Origin of the sequence: Hyphomicrobium sp., from assembly GCF_036262015.1 — a bacterium.
In the GTDB taxonomy this organism is placed as follows: Bacteria; Pseudomonadota; Alphaproteobacteria; order Rhizobiales; family Hyphomicrobiaceae; genus Hyphomicrobium_C.
Map to the genome: position 1 here is coordinate 74,824 of NZ_DATAJR010000004.1, position 20,083 is coordinate 94,906.

Below are 20,083 nucleotides of genomic sequence, written 5' to 3' on the forward strand. Positions count from 1 at the left end.
AAGCTCCCTTCGTCAACACCCCCAGAAAATAGGAGGCTTTTGCGATCGTTCCAGGGTTAGGCATCGGCGCGTGCGCGTTCAGCGAGCCATCCGTCGAGGTCCTGCAGCGCGCGGCGTGACATCACGCGCTTCTTCTCCGTCCCGCGCTCCTTGCCTTTCAATCTCTTTCCGTCAGTGCCCGTCACTGGCGCGTCCTCGAGCGGCGGCAGGAGACCGTAGTTGATGTTCATGGGCTGGAACGATGACGCTCCGGAACCTCCCTCCAACAGATGGCCGCCGGTGATGTGAGCGAGCAATGCGCCGAGGGCCGTCGTTGGCGGCGGCGGCGCGAGAGCCTGTCCCTTGCGTTCCGCTGCCGCAAATCGGCCTGCGAGAAGGCCGATCGCTGCACTTTCCACATACCCTTCGACACCAGTGATTTGGCCGGCGAAGCGGAGCCGCGGCTGCACCTTGAGACGCAACGCGTTATCGAGCAGCTTGGGCGAGTTCAGGAAGGTATTGCGGTGGAGCCCGCCGAGCCGCGCGAATTCCGCTTCGCCAAGTCCCGGTATCATGCGGAAGACACGGACTTGTTCCGCATGCTTCAGCTTGGTCTGGAAGCCGACCATGTTCCACAGCGTGCCGAGCGCATTGTCCTGGCGAAGCTGTACGACGGCATGGGGTCGCCGGCCAGTGCGCGGGTCGCTGAGGCCCACGGGTTTCAGCGGGCCGAAACGCAGTGTCTCTCGCCCGCGCTCGGCCATGATCTCAACCGGCAGGCATCCGTCGAAGTACGGCGTCGAGGCCTCCCACTCCTTGAACGTCGTCTTGTCACCTGCGAGCAATGCGTCGATGAAGGCCTCGTACTCCTCCTTCGACATCGGGCAGTTGAGATAGTCGGCGCCCGTGCCCGCTGGGCCGACTTTGTCGTAGCGCGACTGCCGCCACGCGATGGACTGGTCGATGCTGTCGAAATGCACAACCGGCGCGATGGCATCGAAGAAGGCCAGTTCGCCCTCGCCAGTCAGCGCTCGGACCGCCTCGCTGAAGGCAGGCGACGTCAGTGGCCCGGTGGCCACCACGACATTGTCCCAATCGTCAGGGGGCAACCCCGCCACCTCGCTGCGTTCGAGCGTGACAAGAGGGTGCTCAGAGAGGCGCGCGGTAACCTCAGCCGAAAAGCCGTCCCGGTCGACCGCAAGGGCGCCTCCAGCCGGCAGCTTGTGCCGGTCTCCGGCGGCCAGGATAAGCGACCCTGCACGCCGCATCTCGGCATGCAGAAGTCCGACGGCGTTGGTTTCCCATTCGTCGGAGCGGAAGGAATTCGAGCAGACGAGCTCAGCAAGCCCCTCGGTCTTATGGGCGTCCGTCATCCGGATGGGCCGCATTTCGTGAAGGATTACAGGCACACCTTGGGAGGCGATCTGCCAAGCGGCTTCGGAGCCGGCGAGGCCCCCGCCGATGACGTGAATTGGGCTATGGATTGTCATGGGCCGAGCCTATCACAGGATGGGCGGTCCTGCGTCAAGTGACCCGATGCAACTTCTCCGAACAACGATGGACTTACGCTAGTTTTCGGAGCATACAACGGAAGCAAACCGTCGCCAGTCTAGATCAGCCGCAGCAGAGGGGGGAGCGACATGTCGATCATTCCCAAACTTGCGAGTCTCACGGGTGCCAGCCGCAATGCGGGTGTTCTCATCGTGGAAGATTCCTGGAACGTCGCGCAATCCTTGAAGACCATCGTCGAACAGGCCGGCGCATACGCCGTGGGTCCGGTTCCAAGTGTGCGCGAGGCGCTGAAGGTTATCGATACTCAGCCTATCTCGCTCGCGTTGGTCGATATGAACCTGCAGGACGGCTTCGCGGATCCCTTGGTCGATGAGCTGATCGACCGCGGCATTCCGTATGCGATCATCACCGCCTACGAAGCGTTGCCATCGGATGCCGACCGTGCTGCCGTGGCGAGAATGAACAAGCCTCTCGACCATGATCGCATTCGCGCCGTTGTCTCGCGCTTCACGGGACTGAGCTCCGAGAGCGAGCTGGCCTAGCGCCACGAGACCTCTGTATCGTTCGCCGGAATTGGCACCCGGATCGAACAGCGCGCTCCCTCTCTCGGAAAGCTCAAGTCGACCGCGGCCGCTGCTTCATACTCGAGCAAGTCGCGTATCGTGGTTGTTCCAAAGCCCTCAGACCCGATTCGATCCAAGATCGGCCCGCCTTCTTCGCGCCAATCTATGAGGAGGTCCTTCGCGTCTGGTTCGCGCTCCGAAGGTACGATCTCCCATGCAACGTGGACGCGTCCTCCAGGACTGGACAGCGCGCCATGTTTGACGGCGTTCGTTGAAAGCTCGTGCAGCACGAGACTCAACGATTGAGCGAGCGCAGGGCTCAGCGTCACTGTTGGACCGGACAGAAGATCGGGGGACCTGTCTTGGAAGGGCTCAAGCTCCGTTTCGATCAGTTTGCCTAGCTCAAGACCGTGCCAGCGCTGACGGCTCAGCATGGAATGCGTACGCGCCATTGAGCGGATCCGGCCTTCGAGCGCCGAGTAGAAATCCTCGATCGAGGAGGCCGTTTCGCGGGAACGCTCGACCACGGCCTGAACCAGCGTGAGCCCATTCTTGACCCGATGGTCGAGTTCGCGCACCAGCATTCTCTGCCGCTCTTCGCCCTCTCGCCGCTCCGCGATGAGCGCACTCAGAGAAAGCGAGCAGACGACCATCGAAACGATCGTCGCCTGCGCCCAGAGGATGTCGAACTCCGTCGCAACGGCTTGCTCTGCGACGACTGAGACGACCGTGATGAACGCGACCAGAGAGGCGCCGATGGGCGAGTAGGTCAACGGGTGCCGGATCGCCAGTACGAGAAGCGGCGGAAAGAGGACTGAAATCGGGAGGCTGACCTCTATGCCGTGCTCCTGGAACGTACTGGGGTAGATGATGGCGGCTGCGAGCGAGAGGAAGCCGAGCAGGAGCAGGCCTTCGATGTGCGTGCGGATTGGAAGGGGCCGAGCAAGCGCACGAAGCCCCACGATCAGCGGCGTCATGGCGAGAATGCCGATGAAGTCCGAGCGGAACCACAGATTCCAATGCGTCAGAAAGGAACCTGCGAGATCGCCGAAGTACTTGATTGTGGTCGCTCCAATCACGGCGCCAATGGCGGCACCTACCGCTGCGGCAAAGAAGATTCCGACCACGCGCCGAAGGGTGTCGAAACGGAGATGTGTCCCGAGAAAGCGCTCCGATAGGCCGGCCACGACGAGGCATTCGACCGCATTTGCCAATCCGAAAATCGGAGCCAATGCCGGCGGACGACCTGCCGAGATATTGGCGAAGATCGTTCCAATCGCCACGCCCAGTGCAAGTGGGGCAAAATAGGGGCGTCCGAATACAAGAAGCGCCCCGACCGCGACGCCGGACGCAGGCCAGAAAACAGCAACGCCGTTGGGATGAGCGAGCAGCGCCAGTCCAAAGACGGAGGCGGAAAAGTAAACCAACGCCATGAGCAGTGTCGCGACGAGAAACGAGCCAGGGCCAATGCGCAGCGGGGGCTGCGAACGGCGGGGAGCACGTGCCTCGTCAGCTACGGTCCGCACTGTCCACTCGCGTCAAATTCAGCAGTGTTGAATCTTTGGAGGCCGCTCCAGGCGCGAGGCAGCTGCAAGCAAAGCCCGCCACCCCAGCGAACAAACCTGGGAAACGAACACGCATCAACCTGCCTCGCCGATCAATGATAACCCTCGCCCGCCCGCACCTTGCCGCGAAACGTGTAGTAGACGAACACAGTGTAGGCGAGAATGATCGGGAGCAGGATAAGCACGCCGACCAGCATGAAGAACTGGGAAGAAGGATGGGCCGCCGCTTGCCAGACGTCGACCGCCGGCGGAACGATGTAAGGCAAATTCGATACCGCGAGCCCGATGAAGCCGAGCAGGAACAGCGCGATGGTCGAATAGAACGGCCGTTGATCGCGCCCGCTCGCGAGACCCGTCCAGCAGGACCACGCGGCGTATGCGGCGAGCAGTGGCACGGGCGCCAGCAGGAAGAAGTTCGGGAGCGTGAACCAGCGCTCGAAGATGCGCGGGATGGCGAGGGGTGTCCACAGGCTTACGATAAGCAGTGCGGCGAGCACCACCGGAAGCAGGAGCTTCGCTTGCTCGCGGGCCTTGGCCTGCACCTCGCCGTCCGTCTTCATCACCAGCCAGGTCGCACCCAGCAGCGCATAGCCCGCCACGACGGCGATGCCGGTCAGGATCGAAAAGGCAGATATCCAATCGAGCGACCCGCCGGCATAGGTGCCGGTCGAGCTGACTTCGATGCCATGCAGCAGCGCGCCGAGGATGACGCCCTGCATGAAGGACGCCACGATCGAGCCGCCGGCGAAAGCAATGTCCCAAAGTTGATGATGAGGCTTTGCCACCCAGCGGAACTCGAAAGCGACCCCGCGAAACACCAGTGCCAGCAGCATGATCAGGACCGGCAGATAGACCGCTGGCATGATGATCGAGTAGGCCAGCGGAAAGGCGACCAGCAGTCCGCCACCTCCGAGCACGAGCCAGGTCTCGTTGCCATCCCAGAAGGGGGCAACCGAGTTCATCATCTGATCGCGGTGCGCTTCTTCCGGGCTGGCCGGGAACAGGATGCCGATCCCGAGATCGAAACCGTCGAGCACCACATAGAGCGCTACGGCAACGCCGAGAATTGCAACCCAGATCAGCGGCAGCCAATAGGACGTATCTTCCATGGCTTACTTCGTCCCTTCGATGGCTTCGTGTGCGGCTTCCTCGGCAGCCGAAAGCGGCCGTGACGGTAAGCCTTCGGGCGGCTTCACCGAAGCGCCGATCGGACCTTTGTTGATCAGCCGGTTGATGTAGTAGATGCCCATCGAGAACACGATCGAGTAGACGATGACGAACAGCACCAGCGTGGTCAGCACCGCGCCCGCCGACACGGGAGAAGCCGCGTCAGCCGTGCGCAGGATTCCGGTTGCGAGCCACGGCTGCCGGCCCGTCTCCGTGACCCACCAGCCCGCCAGGATGGCGATGAAGCCCGCAGGCCAAGAGATCGACAACGGCCAAAGGAACCATCGCGTCTCGAACAGCACCCCGCGCCACCACAGGAATGCGCCAATGAGGCCAGCGGCGATCATGAGCAATCCGAGTCCGACCATGACGCGGAAAGCGAAGAATACGGGCTTCACGGGCGGGCGATCCTCAGGCTTGAAATCCTTGAGTCCCTTGAACAGGCCGTCCAGCTCGTGCGTGATGATCAAGCTCGCGATGTTCGGAATTGCGATCTCGAAGTGATTGGTCTCTTGCTTCTCGTCGGGCCATGCGAACAGCACGAGATCGGCGGGCTTGCTGCCATCCCAGTGCGCTTCCATCGCCGCAACCTTGGCCGGCTGATGCTCGGCCGTGTTGAGACCATGCGCGTCTCCGATCACAAGCTGGAGCGGCGCGAGCAATGCCACCATGCCGATGCCCATACGCAGCATGGTCTTGGACTCTTCGATAAACCGTCCGGCCAAGAGATAACGCGCGCCGACCGCCGCCACGACCAGAGATGTCGTGAGATAGGCGGCGGTGAACATATGTGCGAACCGGTATGGGAAACTGGGATTGAAGATGATCTCCATCCAGTTCACCGGATAGGCGATTCCTTCGGGAGTAAGCGCATGTCCCGCAGGCGTCTGCATCCAGCTATTTGCCGCGAGGATCCAGAATGCCGAAAGTGATGTGCCGATGGCGACCAGCACCGCGGAGGCCACATGCAAATTGGGAGACACGCGGTTCCAGCCGAACAGCATGATGCCGAGGAAGGACGCTTCGAGGAAGAACGCGGTCAGCACCTCGTAGCCGAGTAGCGGTCCGAGCACGTTGCCGACGACGCGAGAGAAGCCGCTCCAATTTGTTCCGAACTCGTAGGACAAAACGATGCCCGAGACGACGCCCATCGCAAAGCTCACGGCGAAGATCTTCGTCCAAAAGCGCGCGAGCCGGTGCAAGTGGTCCGCACCCGTCATCCGCCAGCGCACGAGCAGCGTCGCAATGAAGGCCGCGAGCCCGATCGTGAAGCTCGGAAAGATGATGTGGAACGAGACAGTGAACGCAAACTGAATACGCGCCAGGAATGTTGCGTCGAAGTCCATGGGGCTGCCTTGCAAGTGAGTGAACGCAATGCGCGACGCCAGCCGGTGCATGACGTTCGTGCATTGTGGCGTGCGTCGGCGATGCCGTCGAGCCTTTCGTAGCCCGGACCAAAAACCCCGCTTCCTGGCGAGAAAGAGAAAATCATGCTACAAAAATGTCATCGTGTTGTTCAGGAGCACGGAGGAAACCAATGGACACAAAAGTCGTTGTTGCTATTGCTGCGGCCATTGCCTTGGCTGTGATCGCCTACTCGGCGCTCACGCCGGCGCCCACCACCACGACGCCACCAGAAGCGTCTTCATCGGCACCCGCACCGGCGCCTACACCCGCACCGGCGCCTACACCCGCGCCGTCGACGACACCCGAAACGCCGCCGCCAGCCACACCCACGCCTTAAGACGTTCCACGAGGGAATGGACTGAGATCCTTGAGGTTTTTCGGTCGAGCTCGGCTCGAGACGAGAAGCGTTTTGCCCGGCTCATTCCCTCATAAATATCGCGATTAACGATGATGGACCGCCAGCGTCTGCGCGCCCGAGAGCGTCGCGCGGACGCGAACTCACGTTCATGACATAATAAACTCGCGATAACATATTCTTCTGGACAATGATCAGGGATCGGCCAATCGGCCCGAGGCTGATCGCACGCTCTTGCGCATGGCCGTCCCCAGGCTGGCGCAAAGGTTAACATCAGGACATCGTCTCCATGTGGAGCTACCGCAAACGTATCGACCGCGACCTCGTGCGCTGGCGCGAGGCCGGCTGGGTGACCCCCGAAGGCGAATCCGCGATCCGCAGGGATATCGAGAAGGGCGTGCGCACGCTCGGACTGGCGAATTCGCTCGCCATCCTGAGCGCAGTCCTGATGGGGTTCGCCGTCATGAGTTTCGTGGCGTCGAACTGGCAGTACATGCCCCGGATTCTGCGCCTTGGAATGCTGGTCGCTGCGCTTTGGGCCTCGTATGGCCTCGCGGGCGCGCTTGCGCGGCGCAATCTGGAAGGCTTCGCGCACGCCGCAATCTTGCTCGGTGTGGGCATCTTCGGCGGCAGCATCATGCTTGTCTCGCAGATGTACCATATGGACGGAAATCCGGCGGACGCGGTGTTGCTGTGGGCGGGCGGCGCGCTGCTCGCAGGCGTCGGGCTGCGCTCCAATCCCGCGCTCGCTTTCGCCATGGTGCTGGTCTGCTACTGGGGCATCACGGAAGCGTTCCGTCTGGATACCGTCTTCTGGCCGTTCCTCGGTCCGTGGGCCCTGATCTCGGCCGCCTTCTACTGGCAAAAGTGGCGCCCGGGCCTGCACCTGTCCGGCCTCGCGCTCACCGGCTTTGTCGTCAGCCTCGGCTATTGGTTGAATGGAGGCCACGCGCATGGCCTGGTCGTCGCAGGCGGTCTCCTTGTCATGGCGGCCGCGATTGCTGGTGAGCGCCTGAAGCCCGAGCTGCCGGCGCTCTGGTCAGGCTCCTTCAACTACGGGCTCGTGATGGCGCTCGCGGGCCTCTTCGCGCTGCAATTCATCGAGTCACCGGAGCTGGACGTCTTCATTCTGCTCGCCGTGCTGGCCCTCGCACTCTTGCTCGGCGCTATCTTCTGGGGCTTGAGCGCTGGCAATCGCGGCGCCCTCTGGCTTGGCTACACGGGCTTCTCGGTCGAGATCCTGGCCGTCTACACCAAGACCATCGGTACGTTGCTCAACACCTCGTTGTTCTTCCTTATCGCGGCCCTGATCGTATCCGGGCTCGCCGCGCTGGCGTATCGCATCCACGCCCGCGCCGAGCCACAGTCCAACCCAATGACCGGAGCAGCGTCATGATCAATCTGTCTCCGCGCTCCTGGCTCGCGATCGCTGCCGTGGCGCTCATCCAAACCGCCGCCCTCGCCACCATGGTCTACGGTCGCGCGTCCCTTCTCTTGAATGGGCGCGAGATCGTCGCTGAAGTGATCCCCGTCGATCCGCGCGATCTCTTTCGCGGCGATTACGTCATTCTCGGCTACACGTTCGGCACCGGAGAGATTCGCGTCCCGAAGGCCACGGTCCAGGGTGACAAGGTGTACGTGACGCTGAAGCCCGGCACCGCCGCGGGCCAGTGGGAGGTGGTGTCGGCGTCCGACAAGCTCACCGAACCGTCCGATCCCGCGCAGGTCGTCCTGAAAGGTATTGTCTCGTACGTCAGCGCTCCACCCGCCGAAGGCGAGCTGCCGAAGGCGTCCGTGCACTACGGCATCGAGAGCTATTTCGTGCCGGAAGGCACCGGCCGCGAGCTGGAGCAGAAGGTGCGAGACAAGAAAATCTCGGCCTTGCTTGCGGTTGGAAAATCCGGCGAGGTGGCGATCAAGGGCCTCATGGTCGACGGCGAACGCCTCGCTCAAGAGCCGCTCCTCTAGTCGGCCGTGAACTCGGGGGGCCTGGTTGAAGGCTTGCGACCGCGCGCCCGGCTGGCGCTCGGCGCGCATGTTTGCTAAGCGGACGGGTCTTTCAATCCACGGGAGCAACGCCGCGTTATGACCATCAAGCGTCACGAAGAGACTGAGATCTATTCCAAGGCCGCCGAAGCCAATGGCTTCGTTTTCACAGCTGGTATCGTGCCCGCCGATCTCTCGCGCGACGTGAAGGGTCAGACCGAAGAAGTGCTGCGCGAGATCGATCGCCTCCTGGCGCTCGCGGGCACCTCGAAGTCGAAAGTCGTTCAGGCGACCATCTGGCTCAATGACATCCGTCACCGCGAGCAGATGAACGAGGCCTACAAGGCTTGGACTGGTGGCAAGGATACGCCCGTGCGCGCCTGCGTCGAAGCCAAGCTTGTGGATCCGCGCATGCTGGTCGAGATCAGCGTCGTCGCTGCGAAGTAGCGCAAGCAAGGTCGCTGCGAAGTAGCGCAACAAAGACGCCGCGACAAAGCGGAGCGGGACGCTGAGAAAGTTCGATTTTCCAGATATTCCGACCGGTTCGCTTAAGTTTTAGATCTGTGACGTGTTTGCCTCGGCGGATCCTGATTCGCCGAGGGACGGCGTGTCGCCTATCGAGACCCCTAAGTGAATCGGGCAATGTCCTATGTGGATTCGTCGGGGGCTTGGGCCAGGCGAGATCCTTCATTGTCTCAAGTGATGACTCGCTGGGAGGCGACAATGTCGGCAATTCGGATTCTCAAAGCGGTAGCGGCCGTGGCCGTAATGAGCGCGGCGGCGGCGCCTGCGATGGCGGATGACACGGGCTTCGCTTACATGCACGACCTTCGCAAGGAAGGTGGTCGGACCTGCTTTACCGACCACTACCACTACGGCAGCGGCGGCGGCTCCACGAAGGCTGCCGCTCAGAAAGCTGCCATCGGCGCGTGGGCAAGCTTCACGGACTTTGAGTACGGCAGCGATTGGGCGCGCTTTTCAAAAGCAGCCGGAAAAAGCATGAGCTGCTCCGGCGGCAGCGGCGGCGTCGACTGCCAGATCGAAGCCCGCCCCTGCAAATAAATCACGGCATTCACGACACGTGGATCTGAACGGCGAAGCTCCTTGGGCTTCGCCGTTTCGCATTTCCGCCTAAAGGCGAGCATCGGACTAGGCTACGCGCCGCGTCGATCTATCTCGTCTATCCATTTGAAATCATAATAGGTATTTGGCGATTCAGGGGGGCGGCCGCGGCGGTGAACGGGATGGCCCCAACTGCATGTGCCTGTATTGCAACGAAAGGCCTCTTTTGGCATGGTCCCGCGTCGTCTCTCGTCCAGGGGGGCGGAGGATTGCACGCTCTTGGATTGTCGCGAGCGGAGCCTCAGGAGAGGCCGCAGCCGACGAGCTGGCCAAAATAAGGGGAAACGTTTCAATGACAGAGATTCTTTGGGGGATCGTCGCCTGCGGCGCGCTTTCGATTCTCTACGCTGTTGTCACTATTCAGTCTGTGATGAAGGCTGACGCTGGCAACGCGCGGATGCAGGAAATCGCTGGCGCCATCCGCGAAGGCGCGCGGGCCTACCTCAATCGCCAGTATCAGACGATCGGTGTCGTCGGCGCTGTGATTTTCGCGCTGGCCTGGATCCTCCTTGGCGCACCGGTTGCAATCGGCTTCCTCATCGGTGCCGTACTCTCGGGCCTCGCCGGCTACATCGGCATGAACGTCTCGGTGCGCGCCAACGTTCGCACCGCTCAGGCAGCGACCGTATCGCTCGGCAAGGGCCTCGACATCGCCTTCAAGGCGGGCGCGGTCACCGGCATGCTCGTGGCGGGTCTCGCGCTGCTCGGCGTCGCGATCTACTACTATATCCTCACAGAAGTGTTGGGCTATGGCGCTGCCGACCGCACCGTCATCGACGCGCTGGTCGCGCTGGGTTTTGGCGCCTCGCTGATCTCGATCTTCGCCCGTCTCGGCGGTGGCATCTTCACGAAGGGCGCCGACGTCGGCGGTGACCTCGTCGGTAAGGTCGAAGCCGGCATCCCGGAAGACGATCCCCGCAACCCGGCTACCATCGCCGATAACGTCGGCGACAACGTCGGCGACTGCGCGGGCATGGCCGCCGATCTGTTCGAGACCTACGCCGTGACCGTCGTCGCGACCATGGTTCTCGCCGCGATCTTCTTCGCCGGACAGCCGAACCTCGCAGCGTTGATGGTCTACCCGCTTGCCATCTGCGCCGCCTGCATCGTGACCTCGATCGTCGGCACCTACTTCGTCAAGCTCGGCGCCAACAACTCGATCATGGGCGCGCTTTACAAGGGCGTCATTGCTTCCGGCGTTCTGTCGATTGCCGGCCTCTATGCAGCAACGCACTATGTGCTCGGCGGCTTTGGTGAGGTTGGCACTGCAAACGGCGTGTCGATCACCGGGCAGAATCTCTTCCTGTGCGGCCTCGTCGGCCTCGTACTCACGGGCCTCATCGTTTGGATCACCGAGTACTACACCGGCATCGGCTATCGCCCGGTGCGCTCGATCAGCCAGGCTTCGGTCACCGGTCACGGCACCAACGTGATCCAGGGCCTCGCGGTCTCGCTCGAAGCGACTGCGCTGCCCACCATCGCGATCGTGGCCGGCATCCTCGCTACCTACAATCTGGCCGGTCTCTTCGGTACGGCGATTGCCACCACGACCATGCTTGGTCTTGCGGGCATGATCGTCGCGCTCGATGCATTCGGCCCGGTGACGGACAACGCAGGCGGCATCGCCGAGATGTCCGGCCTGCCGAAGGAAGTCCGCCGTTCGACGGACGCCCTCGACGCGGTCGGCAACACCACCAAGGCCGTCACCAAGGGCTACGCCATCGGCTCGGCCGGTCTTGGCGCCCTGGTCCTGTTCGCCGCATACAACTACGACCTGCAGTACTTCATCGCCAAGGCCAACGAGGCAGGCTCGACGTCCTATCAGTTCTTCAAGGGCGTCGAGACCAACTTCGGCCTCGACAATCCCTACGTCGTGGTCGGTCTCCTGCTCGGCGGTCTCATCCCGTATCTCTTCGGCGGCATCGCCATGACGGCCGTCGGCCGTTGCGCGGGTTCGATCGTCGAAGAGGTGCGCCGTCAGTTCAAGGCCAAGCCCGGTATCATGAAGGGCACCGAACGCCCTGACTATGCGCGTGCCGTCGACATCCTGACCAAGTCGGCGATCAAGGAGATGGTGATCCCGTCACTGTTGCCCGTGCTCTCGCCCATCGTGCTGTTCTTCGTGATCGAAGCGATCGGCGGCCGCGGCGCGGCATTCTCGGCGGTTGGCGCCATGCTCCTCGGCGTCATCGTGACCGGTCTCTTCGTCGCCATCTCGATGACCTCGGGCGGCGGCGCTTGGGACAACGCCAAGAAGGCCTTTGAGGATGGGTTCGTCGACAAGGACGGCGTCAAGCACGTCAAGGGCACCGAGGCCCACAAGGCATCGGTAACGGGCGACACCGTCGGCGACCCCTACAAGGACACCGCCGGCCCCGCCGTGAACCCGGCGATCAAGATCACCAACATCGTCGCGCTTCTGCTGCTCGCCGTGCTTGCGCATAGCTGAGCTGGCCGCGCGACAAGGACAAATGAAAAAGGCCCCGTTCGCGGGGCCTTTTTTTGTTGGCTGAGTTCGTGGCGCCTGGCTTCCAGTGCCGGCGATAAATTACTCGCCGAAGATCTGTTTCGTGCCGAGGTTGCGGAAGAGCTGCTTGACGATGCCGTCTTCCTTGCCGCCAGGCGCCGGTGTGGTGCGTGACACGAAGTCGAACACCTTGCCGTCCTTCAGGCCGTAATTGGCGACGCGCTCGACGGTCTGGGTCGGCGTGAAATAGATAGCCAGCACCTGCCGGTCGACCTCGTTGCCCGACATAAACGCGACGCGCTTTTCCGTGCTCGAGATGTAGTAATAGACCGACCCGTTGCCTGACGTGGTCGTCGTCGTCGGCGTGCCGAGGATGAGCTTGACTTGCTCCTGGCCCATGCCGGGCTGAACTTGGGCGATATCCGTTTCACGGAACAGGTGCCCATGCTTGGTGATTTGTTCGCTGCAGGCCCCGAGAGAGAGTGCGGCCATCAGGACGGCGGGAATGAACGCGCGGCGGGCGGCACGAGCGGTGCTGCTGCGATTGGCGCTCTGGTGCGGCGCGACCCGACGGCGCATAGTATTTAGACTCCCTGGGAGACTCATGAAATCCCTGTGCTCAAGTCCCGCCCTTAGCTAAAAGGAAGCCGCAAGGCAACGGCGGGATACCCCTAATCCCCTAAAGCAAGAGGTTGGAAAACCCGCGTGCTCTCCTGGTTTAGAAGCAGAGCCGAAGATCGGCGCAGAGCAATCGACCTTTATGGCGCTGTCGTGACCCAGGCCCGCCAGCCGGCGTTTTTTGCGAGCCATGGTGTCTTCGATACGCCGGAAGGGCGGACGGCGCTCATCATTCTGCTGATGTTTCCGGTTCTGGAACGGCTTCAGACGGCGGGCGGACCTCGGGAGCGTCGCGTCGCACGCTACCTCAGCGAGACGTTTGTGACTGACATTGACGACTGCCTGCGCGAAATGGGCGTCGGGGACATGTCTGTGCCGAAGAAAGTCAAACGTGCCGCCCAGGCGCTGGGGGAACGCGGCTTGTCCTACCGCCGCGCGGTCGCGTCTTCGGATCCGGTCGCAGCACTTGCGGATGAGTTGGCGGCTACGATTCCAGGCCTCGAGCAAAGTCCCTCAGGGGCCCGCGCTCTTGCAGATATGACGCTCGGCAGCCTTGCCCGCCTTGAGGCCGCACCCTTGGATGCCCTCCAGGCCGGAAGCGTCCAGCTTTTTGATGCGGCGCATGACGCCGCTGTCGCTCAATCGTAGGTAAATCCATGACGGCACTTCGTGATTGGGTCCACACTGTCGCAGACCTCGGCGAGCGTCCGATCTCTCGCAAGCGGCAAGCGACCGAAGAGGAACGGATCGAACTCGCGCGTGAGCTCGATATCGTGTCGTGCGAAAGCCTTGACGTCGCCTACGAGATCAAGCCGCTCGGCAAGGAGCGTTACGCGTTTGCAGGGACGTTGGACGCGGCTGTGACGCAAGCCTGCGTCGTAACGCTCGAGCCCATTCCGGCGCGCTTGAAGGAATCCTTCTCGATCGAGCTCCGCCCCCCGGAGGTCATGGAGGATGAAGAGCCAGTCGCCGGCGACCGCGAGGTGTCGAGCATCGCCGACGTTGAGCCAATCGAGGATGGTCGCATCGAAGTCGGCGCGTTGATCTTTGCCGTGATGTCGGCTGCGCTCGTCCCCTATCCCCGAAAGCCGGATGCCGCATTCGACTGGGTCGACCCAAAGGCGGACGATCCCAAGACGGCAAGTCCCTTTGCCGCACTCGCCAAATTGAAGCCTCGGCCCTAGCTTGAGCCGTTGCTGAGACGGCAAGGCGCTCGTCGGCCACGGATTTTCGGTGCAGTCGGTCTTGTCCCCCGCTGCGGCACGGAAAGTGGTTGTTTCAGCGATGCAAACGAGTATTTTCCCGACGGCCTGCACCCTGGGGGAAGGGATGCTGGCTCTGGAAATGTGCCCGAAAGGGCGTAAGCGGGTTTCCGGAAGTCAGCACGGCAAGGCAGAGATTTCAGTCACCGTGCCTCGTTCGATAGGGTCGAGAAAAGCCAGATGGCTCAGCCGCGAACACTAGCGCTCGACGCTATGGGGGGCGATCATGGTCCCGAAGTCGTGGTCCCCGGGGCCGCAATTTCCCTCGAGCGCCATCCCGCGTTGAATTTCATTTTTTTCGGCGATGAGGCGCGTATCACGCCCGTACTCGCCGCTCATCCTGCGCTCGCGGCGCGCTCTCGCGTCGTGCACACCACGCTTTCCGTCTCGATGCATGAAAAACCAAGCCAGGCGCTTCGCCGCGGCAAGGGTTCCAGCATGTGGCTGACGCTGGAGGCTGTGCAGAAAGGTGAGGCGCATGTTGCCGTCTCCGCTGGCAACACAGGCGCACTGATGGCCATGGCGAAGCTGATCCTGCGCCCCATGGCCGGTATCGAGCGTCCAGCCATTGCCGCGCTGTGGCCAACGATCACGGCCGAATGCATCGTACTTGACGTTGGCGCCAATATCGGCGCAACGGCGCGCCAACTGACAGACTTCACGCTGATGGGCGCGGCCATGGCGCGTGCGCTTTTCCACGTCGAACGCCCGACAGCGGGCCTCCTCAACGTCGGTGTCGAGGACATCAAAGGCGCCGAAGAGGTCAAGGAAGCCCATTCGCTATTGAAGGCCGTGGAGCTACCACTCGACTATCGCGGATTTATTGAAGGCGACGAGATCGGTCAGGGCAAGGTCGATGTCGTTGTGGTCGAAGGCTTTGCCGGCAACATTGCGCTGAAGACGGCGGAGGGCACCGCCAGACAAATTGGCCAGTACTTGAAAGACGCCATGATGCGCACGGCGCTTTCCCGTCTCGGTGCATTACTGGCGCGGGGCGGCTTCCGGGTTCTCAAGGAAAAGATGGATCCCAGAAGGGTAAACGGCGGAACGTTCTTGGGACTCAATGGAATAGCGGTTAAGAGCCATGGTGGCACGGATGCTCTTGGCTTTGCGAGTGCCGTCGATCTCGGCTACGAAATGTCCGAGAGCGGCTTGCTGGAACGGCTGGCCGCGGATCTCGAGGCCTTCCACCACCGTCTAGGAGCGGTGACTTCGGCCCACGACTGAGCCCCGGGCCCAAAAAGCAGGATAGAAGAGGACACCTTGGCAGTCATCCGATCCGTCATCCGGGGCGTCGGCGCGCATCTCCCGAAGCGCATCATGACGAACGCCGATCTGGCAAAGATCGTCGACACGACCGACGAGTGGATCGTTGAGCGAAGTGGGATCCGTCAGCGCCACATCGCCGCCGACGATGAGCTGACCTCGACGCTTGGCATCGCGGCGTCCCATCAGGCGCTCGTCCGCGCCGGCATCGATCCGGTCGACATTGACCTTGTCGTCTGCGCAACCGCCACGCCGGACCGCACATTTCCCTCGACCGCTGTCCGCATCCAATCGGGTCTCGGCGTAACGAAGGGCGCGGCATTCGACGTTCAAGCCGTCTGCTCAGGCTTCGTCTACGCGATGACGATCGCGGACAACTTCATCAAGACGGGTCAGTCAAAACGGGCACTTGTCGTTGGTTCCGAAACTTTTTCGCGCATTCTCGACTGGACCGACCGTTCGACGTGCGTGCTCTTTGGCGATGGCGCTGGCGCCGTAGTGCTCGAGGCGCAGCCCCAACATGGGACGAAAGAGGATCGAGGAATTCTTTCGACACTCATTCGCTCCGACGGCCGCTTCGAAGATTTGCTTTACGTCGATGGCGGCCCCGGAACCACAAAGACCGTCGGCCACCTGCGCATGAACGGCCGCGAGGTGTTTCGCCATGCGGTGCAGAAGATCTCGGGCGTGATTGAAGAAACGCTGGTCGCGACCGGTTTCGCGGCTGACGAAATCGACCTCTACGTTCCCCACCAAGCCAACGTCCGCATCCTTGACGGCATCGGGAAGAAGCTTGGTGTCCATCCCGACAAGATCATCAAGACTCTCGACAAGCACGGCAACACATCGGCCGCGTCGATCCCGCTTGCTTTGAACCAAGCCTTCGAAGAGCACCGCGTTCGCGAGGGTAGCTTGGTGCTCATGGAGGCTATGGGAGGCGGTTTTACTTGGGGTGCAGTGCTCGCCCGCATGTAATTTCGCAATGCGAAAAATCGGGTGCTGCGGCGCACAAATCTGCCGTCTGACGGTTGGAAAATCAGGAAATAGCGGCTTCGCTAAATCATGCTTAGATTTCAGGCGCTTGTTGCGATCTGTCATTGACCGCACGCTCGACCCTCGGTAGCATAAGGAAAAATACCTAGCACGGGGAGGCGTATAACAATGAACGGCAAGACGCTGACACGAGCCGATTTGGCCGAGGCCGTGGTCCGGAAGGTCGGCCTGCCGAGAAATGAATCACAGGAACTCGTCGAGCTGGTGCTCAATGAGATTTCCGACAGTCTCGCACGCGGCGAGCAGGTGAAACTCTCGTCCTTCGGCTCGTTTGGCATTCGTCAGAAAGGCGAGCGGGTCGGGCGCAATCCCAAGACCGGCAAAGAAGTGCCGATCACGCCGCGCCGCGTCCTGGTCTTCCGCCCCAGCAACATCATGAAGGATCGGATCAACTCCGGTCGGTCGCGGCGGACCAAAGCAGCCGAATAGCGATATCGAGATGTGAAAGCGCGAGCCTCCAGTGCGGCAGCACGAGGTTCGCGTTTGTGTTTGTAGCAAGCCCAGATCGCGTTGATCGCACAGGACACTTTCTTCGATCCGCTTTCGCTGTGTGCGCAACGCCGTCCTGCGCGCATGCGCATATCGACAAAAGCCAATCAATTCGATGAAGGATGTGACGGTGAAGACGCGCGCGTCGACGTTACGAAAAAAGCTGTGACCATTTTCATTGATTGGTCGAGACGCAGCGTAGCGTTGACGTTATCATTGCCGAAGCAAGCTGTAGCGTCGGGCATTCCGCATAGTTAGGGCTGCATGATTCTGTCATGAGCTCGGTCCCGTCCGCTGAGTAAAATGCGGATTGGGCGCGGCGCATCAGTAGGCAGGAGCCGGCGGAAGCCGGTTCGGTGCACGACTGGCCCAGGGCATCGAGGGGTAACGATGAGCAAGGCAGCGGAGGCGTTTCGAACCATCAGCGAGGTGGCTGATGAGCTCGATGTGCAGAAGCACGTATTGAGATTCTGGGAAGCGCGTTTTCCTCAAGTCCGTCCGATGAAGCGTGGCGGCGGACGCCGGTACTATCGTCCGGAGGACATGGAGCTTCTCCGCGGAATCCGGCATCTCCTGCACGCAGAGGGTTATACGATCAAGGGCGTGCAGAAGATCCTGCGGGAGCAGGGTATCGACCACGTGAAAGATCATGGCCGTGTACCGGATCAGGTTGCGGCTCGAGGCGCTGCGACTCGCGGGGTTCAGCCCGATGCGCGGGCGCTTCCAGCCAATGTTCCGGCTGTCGGCGCAGCAGCGCGCGGACGGGCACCGGTCACGGTTCGCCGTGGGGCGCGCCCCGGCAATTCCATCGAGCATTTGGCTGCCATTGAGGCCGCCATCAAAGAGCTCGAGCAGTGCCGGTCGATCTTGCTCGAGACGCTCGGGAAGAGCGAACCGGTCCGCGCTCCGCGTCGGGCCCGCGCTGTCGGCGCCTAAACAAATCGCAAGATCGTTCGCCGCATGGCGCGCGATCTTGCATTTGAATTGGCCTTACGGGCGAACCCGCGCTAAGCACAGGTCTTCTGGGCACGACAACTTCGGTCCGTTTGTCGGAAGTTATCGTGTCTTGTCAGAAACCGAAGCGCGTCGACAGGATCCGCATGGCTGAGACAGAGCTTTGGCTCGTCGAGCTCGACAAAGCGGCTGCGGCTCTCGAAGCCCTAGAAGCCACAACGCCTCGTCTTTCCAGCGACATTCGGCGGCGCCTCGAAGCCATGCGCGATGACACCGCGCGGCGCGAGCGCCGACTGTCTCACATTGCCCTTCGCATTCTCCTCGAAGCAGCTTTAGGGCCCGCCGTCCGGGGCCAGCCGTTTTCCTTGAGCCCCTCGGGCAAGCCGTCGCTGCCCGGCAACGATCTAAGTTTCAGTCTCGCCCACACGAAAGGTCTGGCGGCGATTGCAGTCGGCAGAAGCGGACCGATCGGGGTGGATATAGAACGTCTGCGGCCGGTGCGGGTCCCGCAGGCGCGCCGCGGCCCGATCGAAGCGGAGGCGATGATCCTGGCCTCCGGAGAGCCGCTCTCGGCGGCGGATCCCGACGCGCGCTTTCTTACAGCCTGGGTTCGCCTCGAGGCTGCCGCGAAGGCCCATGGGAGCGGGGTCGGCCCGCTGCTGGAACGGCTTCGGCCGGGCGTCGTTGCCAAGTCAAATCCCTACGTCGCGGGTCCGCATCTGGTAGTACGCGACGTTCCCATACAAGCCGGCGTGTTCGCAGCCGTGGCATTTGTGCCCGAAGTAAGCATGCCAGCGCTTCGCCTGCTGCCTGAAACGGCGCAAGCCATTGTCGCACTTCTGGAAGCTTCGAACGTAAGCCGTTGACCGCGGCGCCATTGCCAGACATAAGGGGGACCGAAGTCGGAGCGTAGCGCAGCCTGGTTAGCGCACCAGTCTGGGGGACTGGGGGTCGGAGGTTCAAATCCTCTCGCTCCGACCAATTAATTCAAAGCCTTAGAGTATTAGGCCCGAGCACTGAGTGGACGCCCGAGGTACCGCCGAGGTACCAACCAAGGGCGGGACTGCGGTGGAATCCCAACATGCATGCGCTGGTCGAGGACGAACTTCGATTTTCGGCGTCGATTGTCCTCTCTCGCGAGGAAGTCGTTCCGCGCTTTCGCATTGAGGTGCCGGGAGACGCGGGCTATCAGCTATTCGTCCCACTGCCTGATGATACCGGCGAGCGCCAATGGCGCCTTGGGCTGGTATCGGGGTTCATGGCCTGGAAGGGCGCAGGCGCCTTCGTGATGTCGACTGAACTGGTGGAGCCCGACGCCGTATTGTCGGTGGCGGTGTCGCGCGATCTCGTTTGCGCCGCGCTGCGCGGAATCTTGCGCAAGCCTCTGATGCTGGGCCCGGTGGATTGGCTTTCACTCAATCAGATCGGGGACGAGATCCCCAAACTGCTCCCGCCAGCAAGTGCCACCCTTTCGGCGGCGATGATGCAAGACCTCGAGCACGTGTTCGGACCGCAGGGTGCGTTCAAGGTTGAGCGGGTTCAATAGGGACGTTATCCCCTGCGCGTTGTCTGGGACATATGGCAATGGCGGGCGAACTGTTCGATTTAGGGTGTGCCTTTAATGAACCCACCGTCGTGTGGGCGGGAGGTCTGTGCGCGCGTCCAGTCCAGGTATGTCCTGAATGGCAGGTATCGGCGTCTATCTGAGGGGATCGGGCAGGGGGCAGAAGCGCGACGCGCACCGCCAGGAGATAACACGTTGGTTGAAGGCGAACGATTTCAGCCCGGCTGCCGTCACCTGGTTTGAGGACACGGACAGGCGAGCGTCCACTGATCGCCCGGGCTTCAAGGCGCTGCAGCGAGCTGTCAAAGATGGCGATATCAAAACGGTCGTGGTGTTAAAGCTCGATCATCTCGCGCGTTCGCAGCGAGAAGCGATCGGCACGATCAGCGATTGGTGCGAGAGCGGCGTTCGCATCGTGTCGGTGACCCAGCAGATCGACCTGCGAGGCGGGGCGGGCAAGGTGGTTGCCGGTGTGTTGTTCGGTATTACGCAAATTGAATCCGACCGATCCAGGGAGCGGCAGGCGGCCGGGATAGAGGCGGCGAAGAAGCGTGGTGTTTATCGAGGCCGCAAGCCGGGCACTTTGAAAGCCGATCCCGCCCGCGCTCGCGCTCTGAAAAAACAGGGCATGAAGTCGAAAGAGATTATGGAGTTGCTGGGTATCCGTTCACGGGCCACCTTGGCGAAATATCTGGCCGGCGACACCTAATGTCTGGCCCCGAAGCGCAGCGCGCAACGTAACTCAACCTCCCTC

At 61.9% G+C, this 20,083-nt stretch carries 21 protein-coding genes and 1 tRNA gene; 17 read left to right on the plus strand and 5 right to left on the minus strand.

Annotated elements, in window-relative coordinates; genetic code table 11:
• Positions 1-56 precede the first annotated feature (56 nt).
• Positions 57-1,469 carry a methylenetetrahydrofolate--tRNA-(uracil(54)-C(5))-methyltransferase (FADH(2)-oxidizing) TrmFO gene (gene trmFO, locus VHO05_RS01325; protein ID WP_329644808.1) on the minus strand — a complete coding sequence of 471 codons (1,413 nt, stop codon included), beginning with the start codon at positions 1,467-1,469 and terminating at the stop codon, positions 57-59.
• A 150-nt stretch (positions 1,470-1,619) separates the two neighbouring features.
• Here trmFO and VHO05_RS01330 point away from each other — a divergent pair, with 150 nt between their 5' ends.
• On the plus strand, positions 1,620-2,033 hold the full coding sequence (locus tag VHO05_RS01330; RefSeq protein WP_329644809.1) for a response regulator: 414 nt from the start codon (positions 1,620-1,622) through the stop codon (positions 2,031-2,033).
• Here the strand turns inward: VHO05_RS01330 and VHO05_RS01335 are convergent.
• The 3 genes from VHO05_RS01335 to VHO05_RS01345 form a co-directional block, all read right to left on the minus strand.
• On the minus strand, positions 2,030-3,580 hold the full coding sequence (locus tag VHO05_RS01335; protein ID WP_329644810.1) for an MASE1 domain-containing protein: 1,551 nt from the start codon (positions 3,578-3,580) through the stop codon (positions 2,030-2,032). The genes VHO05_RS01330 and VHO05_RS01335 overlap by 4 nt on opposite strands.
• Positions 3,581-3,711: 131 nt before the next feature.
• On the minus strand, positions 3,712-4,728 hold the full coding sequence (cydB, locus tag VHO05_RS01340) for a cytochrome d ubiquinol oxidase subunit II (RefSeq protein WP_329644811.1): 1,017 nt from the start codon (positions 4,726-4,728) through the stop codon (positions 3,712-3,714).
• 3 nt (positions 4,729-4,731) lie between these two features.
• Entirely contained in the window at positions 4,732-6,132 is a 1,401-nt protein-coding gene (locus VHO05_RS01345; protein WP_329644812.1) for a cytochrome ubiquinol oxidase subunit I, read from the minus strand.
• Positions 6,133-6,323: 191 nt separating this feature from the next.
• Between VHO05_RS01345 and VHO05_RS01350 the strand changes: the two genes are divergently transcribed.
• From VHO05_RS01350 to VHO05_RS01375, 6 genes are all read left to right on the plus strand, one after another.
• Complete coding sequence (locus VHO05_RS01350) at positions 6,324-6,530, plus strand: hypothetical protein (protein ID WP_329644813.1); 207 nt, start codon at positions 6,324-6,326, stop codon at positions 6,528-6,530.
• 307 nt (positions 6,531-6,837) lie between these two features.
• Positions 6,838-7,944, plus strand: coding sequence for a DUF2157 domain-containing protein (locus VHO05_RS01355; protein ID WP_329644814.1), 1,107 nt, complete (start codon positions 6,838-6,840; stop codon positions 7,942-7,944).
• A complete protein-coding gene (locus tag VHO05_RS01360) occupies positions 7,941-8,516 on the plus strand; it encodes a GDYXXLXY domain-containing protein (RefSeq protein WP_329644815.1) in 576 nt (191 codons plus the stop codon). Before VHO05_RS01355 ends, VHO05_RS01360 begins: the two co-directional genes overlap by 4 nt.
• Positions 8,517-8,633: 117 nt before the next feature.
• A complete protein-coding gene (locus tag VHO05_RS01365) occupies positions 8,634-8,981 on the plus strand; it encodes a RidA family protein (protein ID WP_329644816.1) in 348 nt (115 codons plus the stop codon).
• Between the two features lie 276 nt (positions 8,982-9,257).
• A complete protein-coding gene (locus VHO05_RS01370; protein WP_329644817.1) occupies positions 9,258-9,596 on the plus strand; it encodes a hypothetical protein in 339 nt (112 codons plus the stop codon).
• A gap of 352 nt (positions 9,597-9,948) precedes the next feature.
• Entirely contained in the window at positions 9,949-12,105 is a 2,157-nt protein-coding gene (locus tag VHO05_RS01375) for a sodium-translocating pyrophosphatase (protein WP_329644818.1), read from the plus strand.
• A 99-nt stretch (positions 12,106-12,204) separates the two neighbouring features.
• On the opposite strand, the gene VHO05_RS01380 is transcribed toward VHO05_RS01375, so the two are convergent.
• Positions 12,205-12,702, minus strand: a complete 498-nt coding sequence (locus VHO05_RS01380; RefSeq protein ID WP_329644819.1) for an outer membrane protein assembly factor BamE — start codon at positions 12,700-12,702, stop codon at positions 12,205-12,207.
• 192 nt (positions 12,703-12,894) lie between these two features.
• Between VHO05_RS01380 and VHO05_RS01385 the strand changes: the two genes are divergently transcribed.
• The 10 genes from VHO05_RS01385 to VHO05_RS01430 all read left to right on the plus strand — a co-directional run bounded on the left by VHO05_RS01385 (position 12,895) and on the right by VHO05_RS01430 (position 20,038).
• Positions 12,895-13,389: a ubiquinol-cytochrome C chaperone family protein gene (locus VHO05_RS01385; RefSeq protein ID WP_329644820.1), complete on the plus strand. Its 495-nt coding sequence runs from the start codon at positions 12,895-12,897 to the stop codon at positions 13,387-13,389.
• Between the two features lie 8 nt (positions 13,390-13,397).
• On the plus strand, positions 13,398-13,925 hold the full coding sequence (locus tag VHO05_RS01390) for a DUF177 domain-containing protein (protein ID WP_329644821.1): 528 nt from the start codon (positions 13,398-13,400) through the stop codon (positions 13,923-13,925).
• Between the two features lie 258 nt (positions 13,926-14,183).
• Positions 14,184-15,230: a phosphate acyltransferase PlsX gene (gene plsX / locus VHO05_RS01395; RefSeq protein ID WP_329644822.1), complete on the plus strand. Its 1,047-nt coding sequence runs from the start codon at positions 14,184-14,186 to the stop codon at positions 15,228-15,230.
• A 36-nt stretch (positions 15,231-15,266) separates the two neighbouring features.
• The gene (locus VHO05_RS01400) at positions 15,267-16,244 is read left to right on the plus strand and encodes a beta-ketoacyl-ACP synthase III (RefSeq protein WP_329644823.1); all 978 of its coding nucleotides are present in this window, start codon (positions 15,267-15,269) and stop codon (positions 16,242-16,244) included.
• A gap of 186 nt (positions 16,245-16,430) precedes the next feature.
• Entirely contained in the window at positions 16,431-16,751 is a 321-nt protein-coding gene (locus VHO05_RS01405; protein WP_329644824.1) for an integration host factor subunit alpha, read from the plus strand.
• Positions 16,752-17,201: 450 nt separating this feature from the next.
• Positions 17,202-17,747, plus strand: coding sequence for a MerR family transcriptional regulator (locus tag VHO05_RS01410; RefSeq protein ID WP_329644825.1), 546 nt, complete (start codon positions 17,202-17,204; stop codon positions 17,745-17,747).
• A 164-nt stretch (positions 17,748-17,911) separates the two neighbouring features.
• On the plus strand, positions 17,912-18,631 hold the full coding sequence (locus VHO05_RS01415) for a 4'-phosphopantetheinyl transferase family protein (RefSeq protein WP_329644826.1): 720 nt from the start codon (positions 17,912-17,914) through the stop codon (positions 18,629-18,631).
• Positions 18,632-18,668: 37 nt separating this feature from the next.
• Positions 18,669-18,746, plus strand: a tRNA-Pro gene (locus VHO05_RS01420).
• Positions 18,747-18,846: 100 nt separating this feature from the next.
• Complete coding sequence (locus VHO05_RS01425; RefSeq protein ID WP_329644827.1) at positions 18,847-19,311, plus strand: hypothetical protein; 465 nt, start codon at positions 18,847-18,849, stop codon at positions 19,309-19,311.
• A gap of 136 nt (positions 19,312-19,447) precedes the next feature.
• The gene (locus VHO05_RS01430) at positions 19,448-20,038 is read left to right on the plus strand and encodes a recombinase family protein (protein ID WP_329644828.1); all 591 of its coding nucleotides are present in this window, start codon (positions 19,448-19,450) and stop codon (positions 20,036-20,038) included.
• Positions 20,039-20,083: the final 45 nt, after the last annotated feature.

Coding starts and splice junctions, on each gene's coding strand:
- VHO05_RS01410 (WP_329644825.1), top strand. CDS start 17,202: ATGAGCAAGGCAGCGGAGGCGTTTCGAACCATCAGCGAGGTGGCTGAT.
- VHO05_RS01380 (WP_329644819.1), bottom strand. CDS start 12,702: ATGCGCCGTCGGGTCGCGCCGCACCAGAGCGCCAATCGCAGCAGCACC.
- VHO05_RS01405 (WP_329644824.1), top strand. CDS start 16,431: ATGAACGGCAAGACGCTGACACGAGCCGATTTGGCCGAGGCCGTGGTC.
- VHO05_RS01365 (WP_329644816.1), top strand. CDS start 8,634: ATGACCATCAAGCGTCACGAAGAGACTGAGATCTATTCCAAGGCCGCC.
- VHO05_RS01390 (WP_329644821.1), top strand. CDS start 13,398: ATGACGGCACTTCGTGATTGGGTCCACACTGTCGCAGACCTCGGCGAG.
- trmFO (WP_329644808.1), bottom strand. CDS start 1,469: ATGACAATCCATAGCCCAATTCACGTCATCGGCGGGGGCCTCGCCGGC.
- VHO05_RS01345 (WP_329644812.1), bottom strand. CDS start 6,132: ATGGACTTCGACGCAACATTCCTGGCGCGTATTCAGTTTGCGTTCACT.
- VHO05_RS01375 (WP_329644818.1), top strand. CDS start 9,949: ATGACAGAGATTCTTTGGGGGATCGTCGCCTGCGGCGCGCTTTCGATT.
- VHO05_RS01330 (WP_329644809.1), top strand. CDS start 1,620: ATGTCGATCATTCCCAAACTTGCGAGTCTCACGGGTGCCAGCCGCAAT.
- VHO05_RS01415 (WP_329644826.1), top strand. CDS start 17,912: ATGGCTGAGACAGAGCTTTGGCTCGTCGAGCTCGACAAAGCGGCTGCG.
- VHO05_RS01355 (WP_329644814.1), top strand. CDS start 6,838: ATGTGGAGCTACCGCAAACGTATCGACCGCGACCTCGTGCGCTGGCGC.
- VHO05_RS01430 (WP_329644828.1), top strand. CDS start 19,448: ATGGCAGGTATCGGCGTCTATCTGAGGGGATCGGGCAGGGGGCAGAAG.
- plsX (WP_329644822.1), top strand. CDS start 14,184: ATGGCTCAGCCGCGAACACTAGCGCTCGACGCTATGGGGGGCGATCAT.
- VHO05_RS01370 (WP_329644817.1), top strand. CDS start 9,258: ATGTCGGCAATTCGGATTCTCAAAGCGGTAGCGGCCGTGGCCGTAATG.
- VHO05_RS01350 (WP_329644813.1), top strand. CDS start 6,324: ATGGACACAAAAGTCGTTGTTGCTATTGCTGCGGCCATTGCCTTGGCT.
- cydB (WP_329644811.1), bottom strand. CDS start 4,728: ATGGAAGATACGTCCTATTGGCTGCCGCTGATCTGGGTTGCAATTCTC.
- VHO05_RS01360 (WP_329644815.1), top strand. CDS start 7,941: ATGATCAATCTGTCTCCGCGCTCCTGGCTCGCGATCGCTGCCGTGGCG.
- VHO05_RS01425 (WP_329644827.1), top strand. CDS start 18,847: ATGCATGCGCTGGTCGAGGACGAACTTCGATTTTCGGCGTCGATTGTC.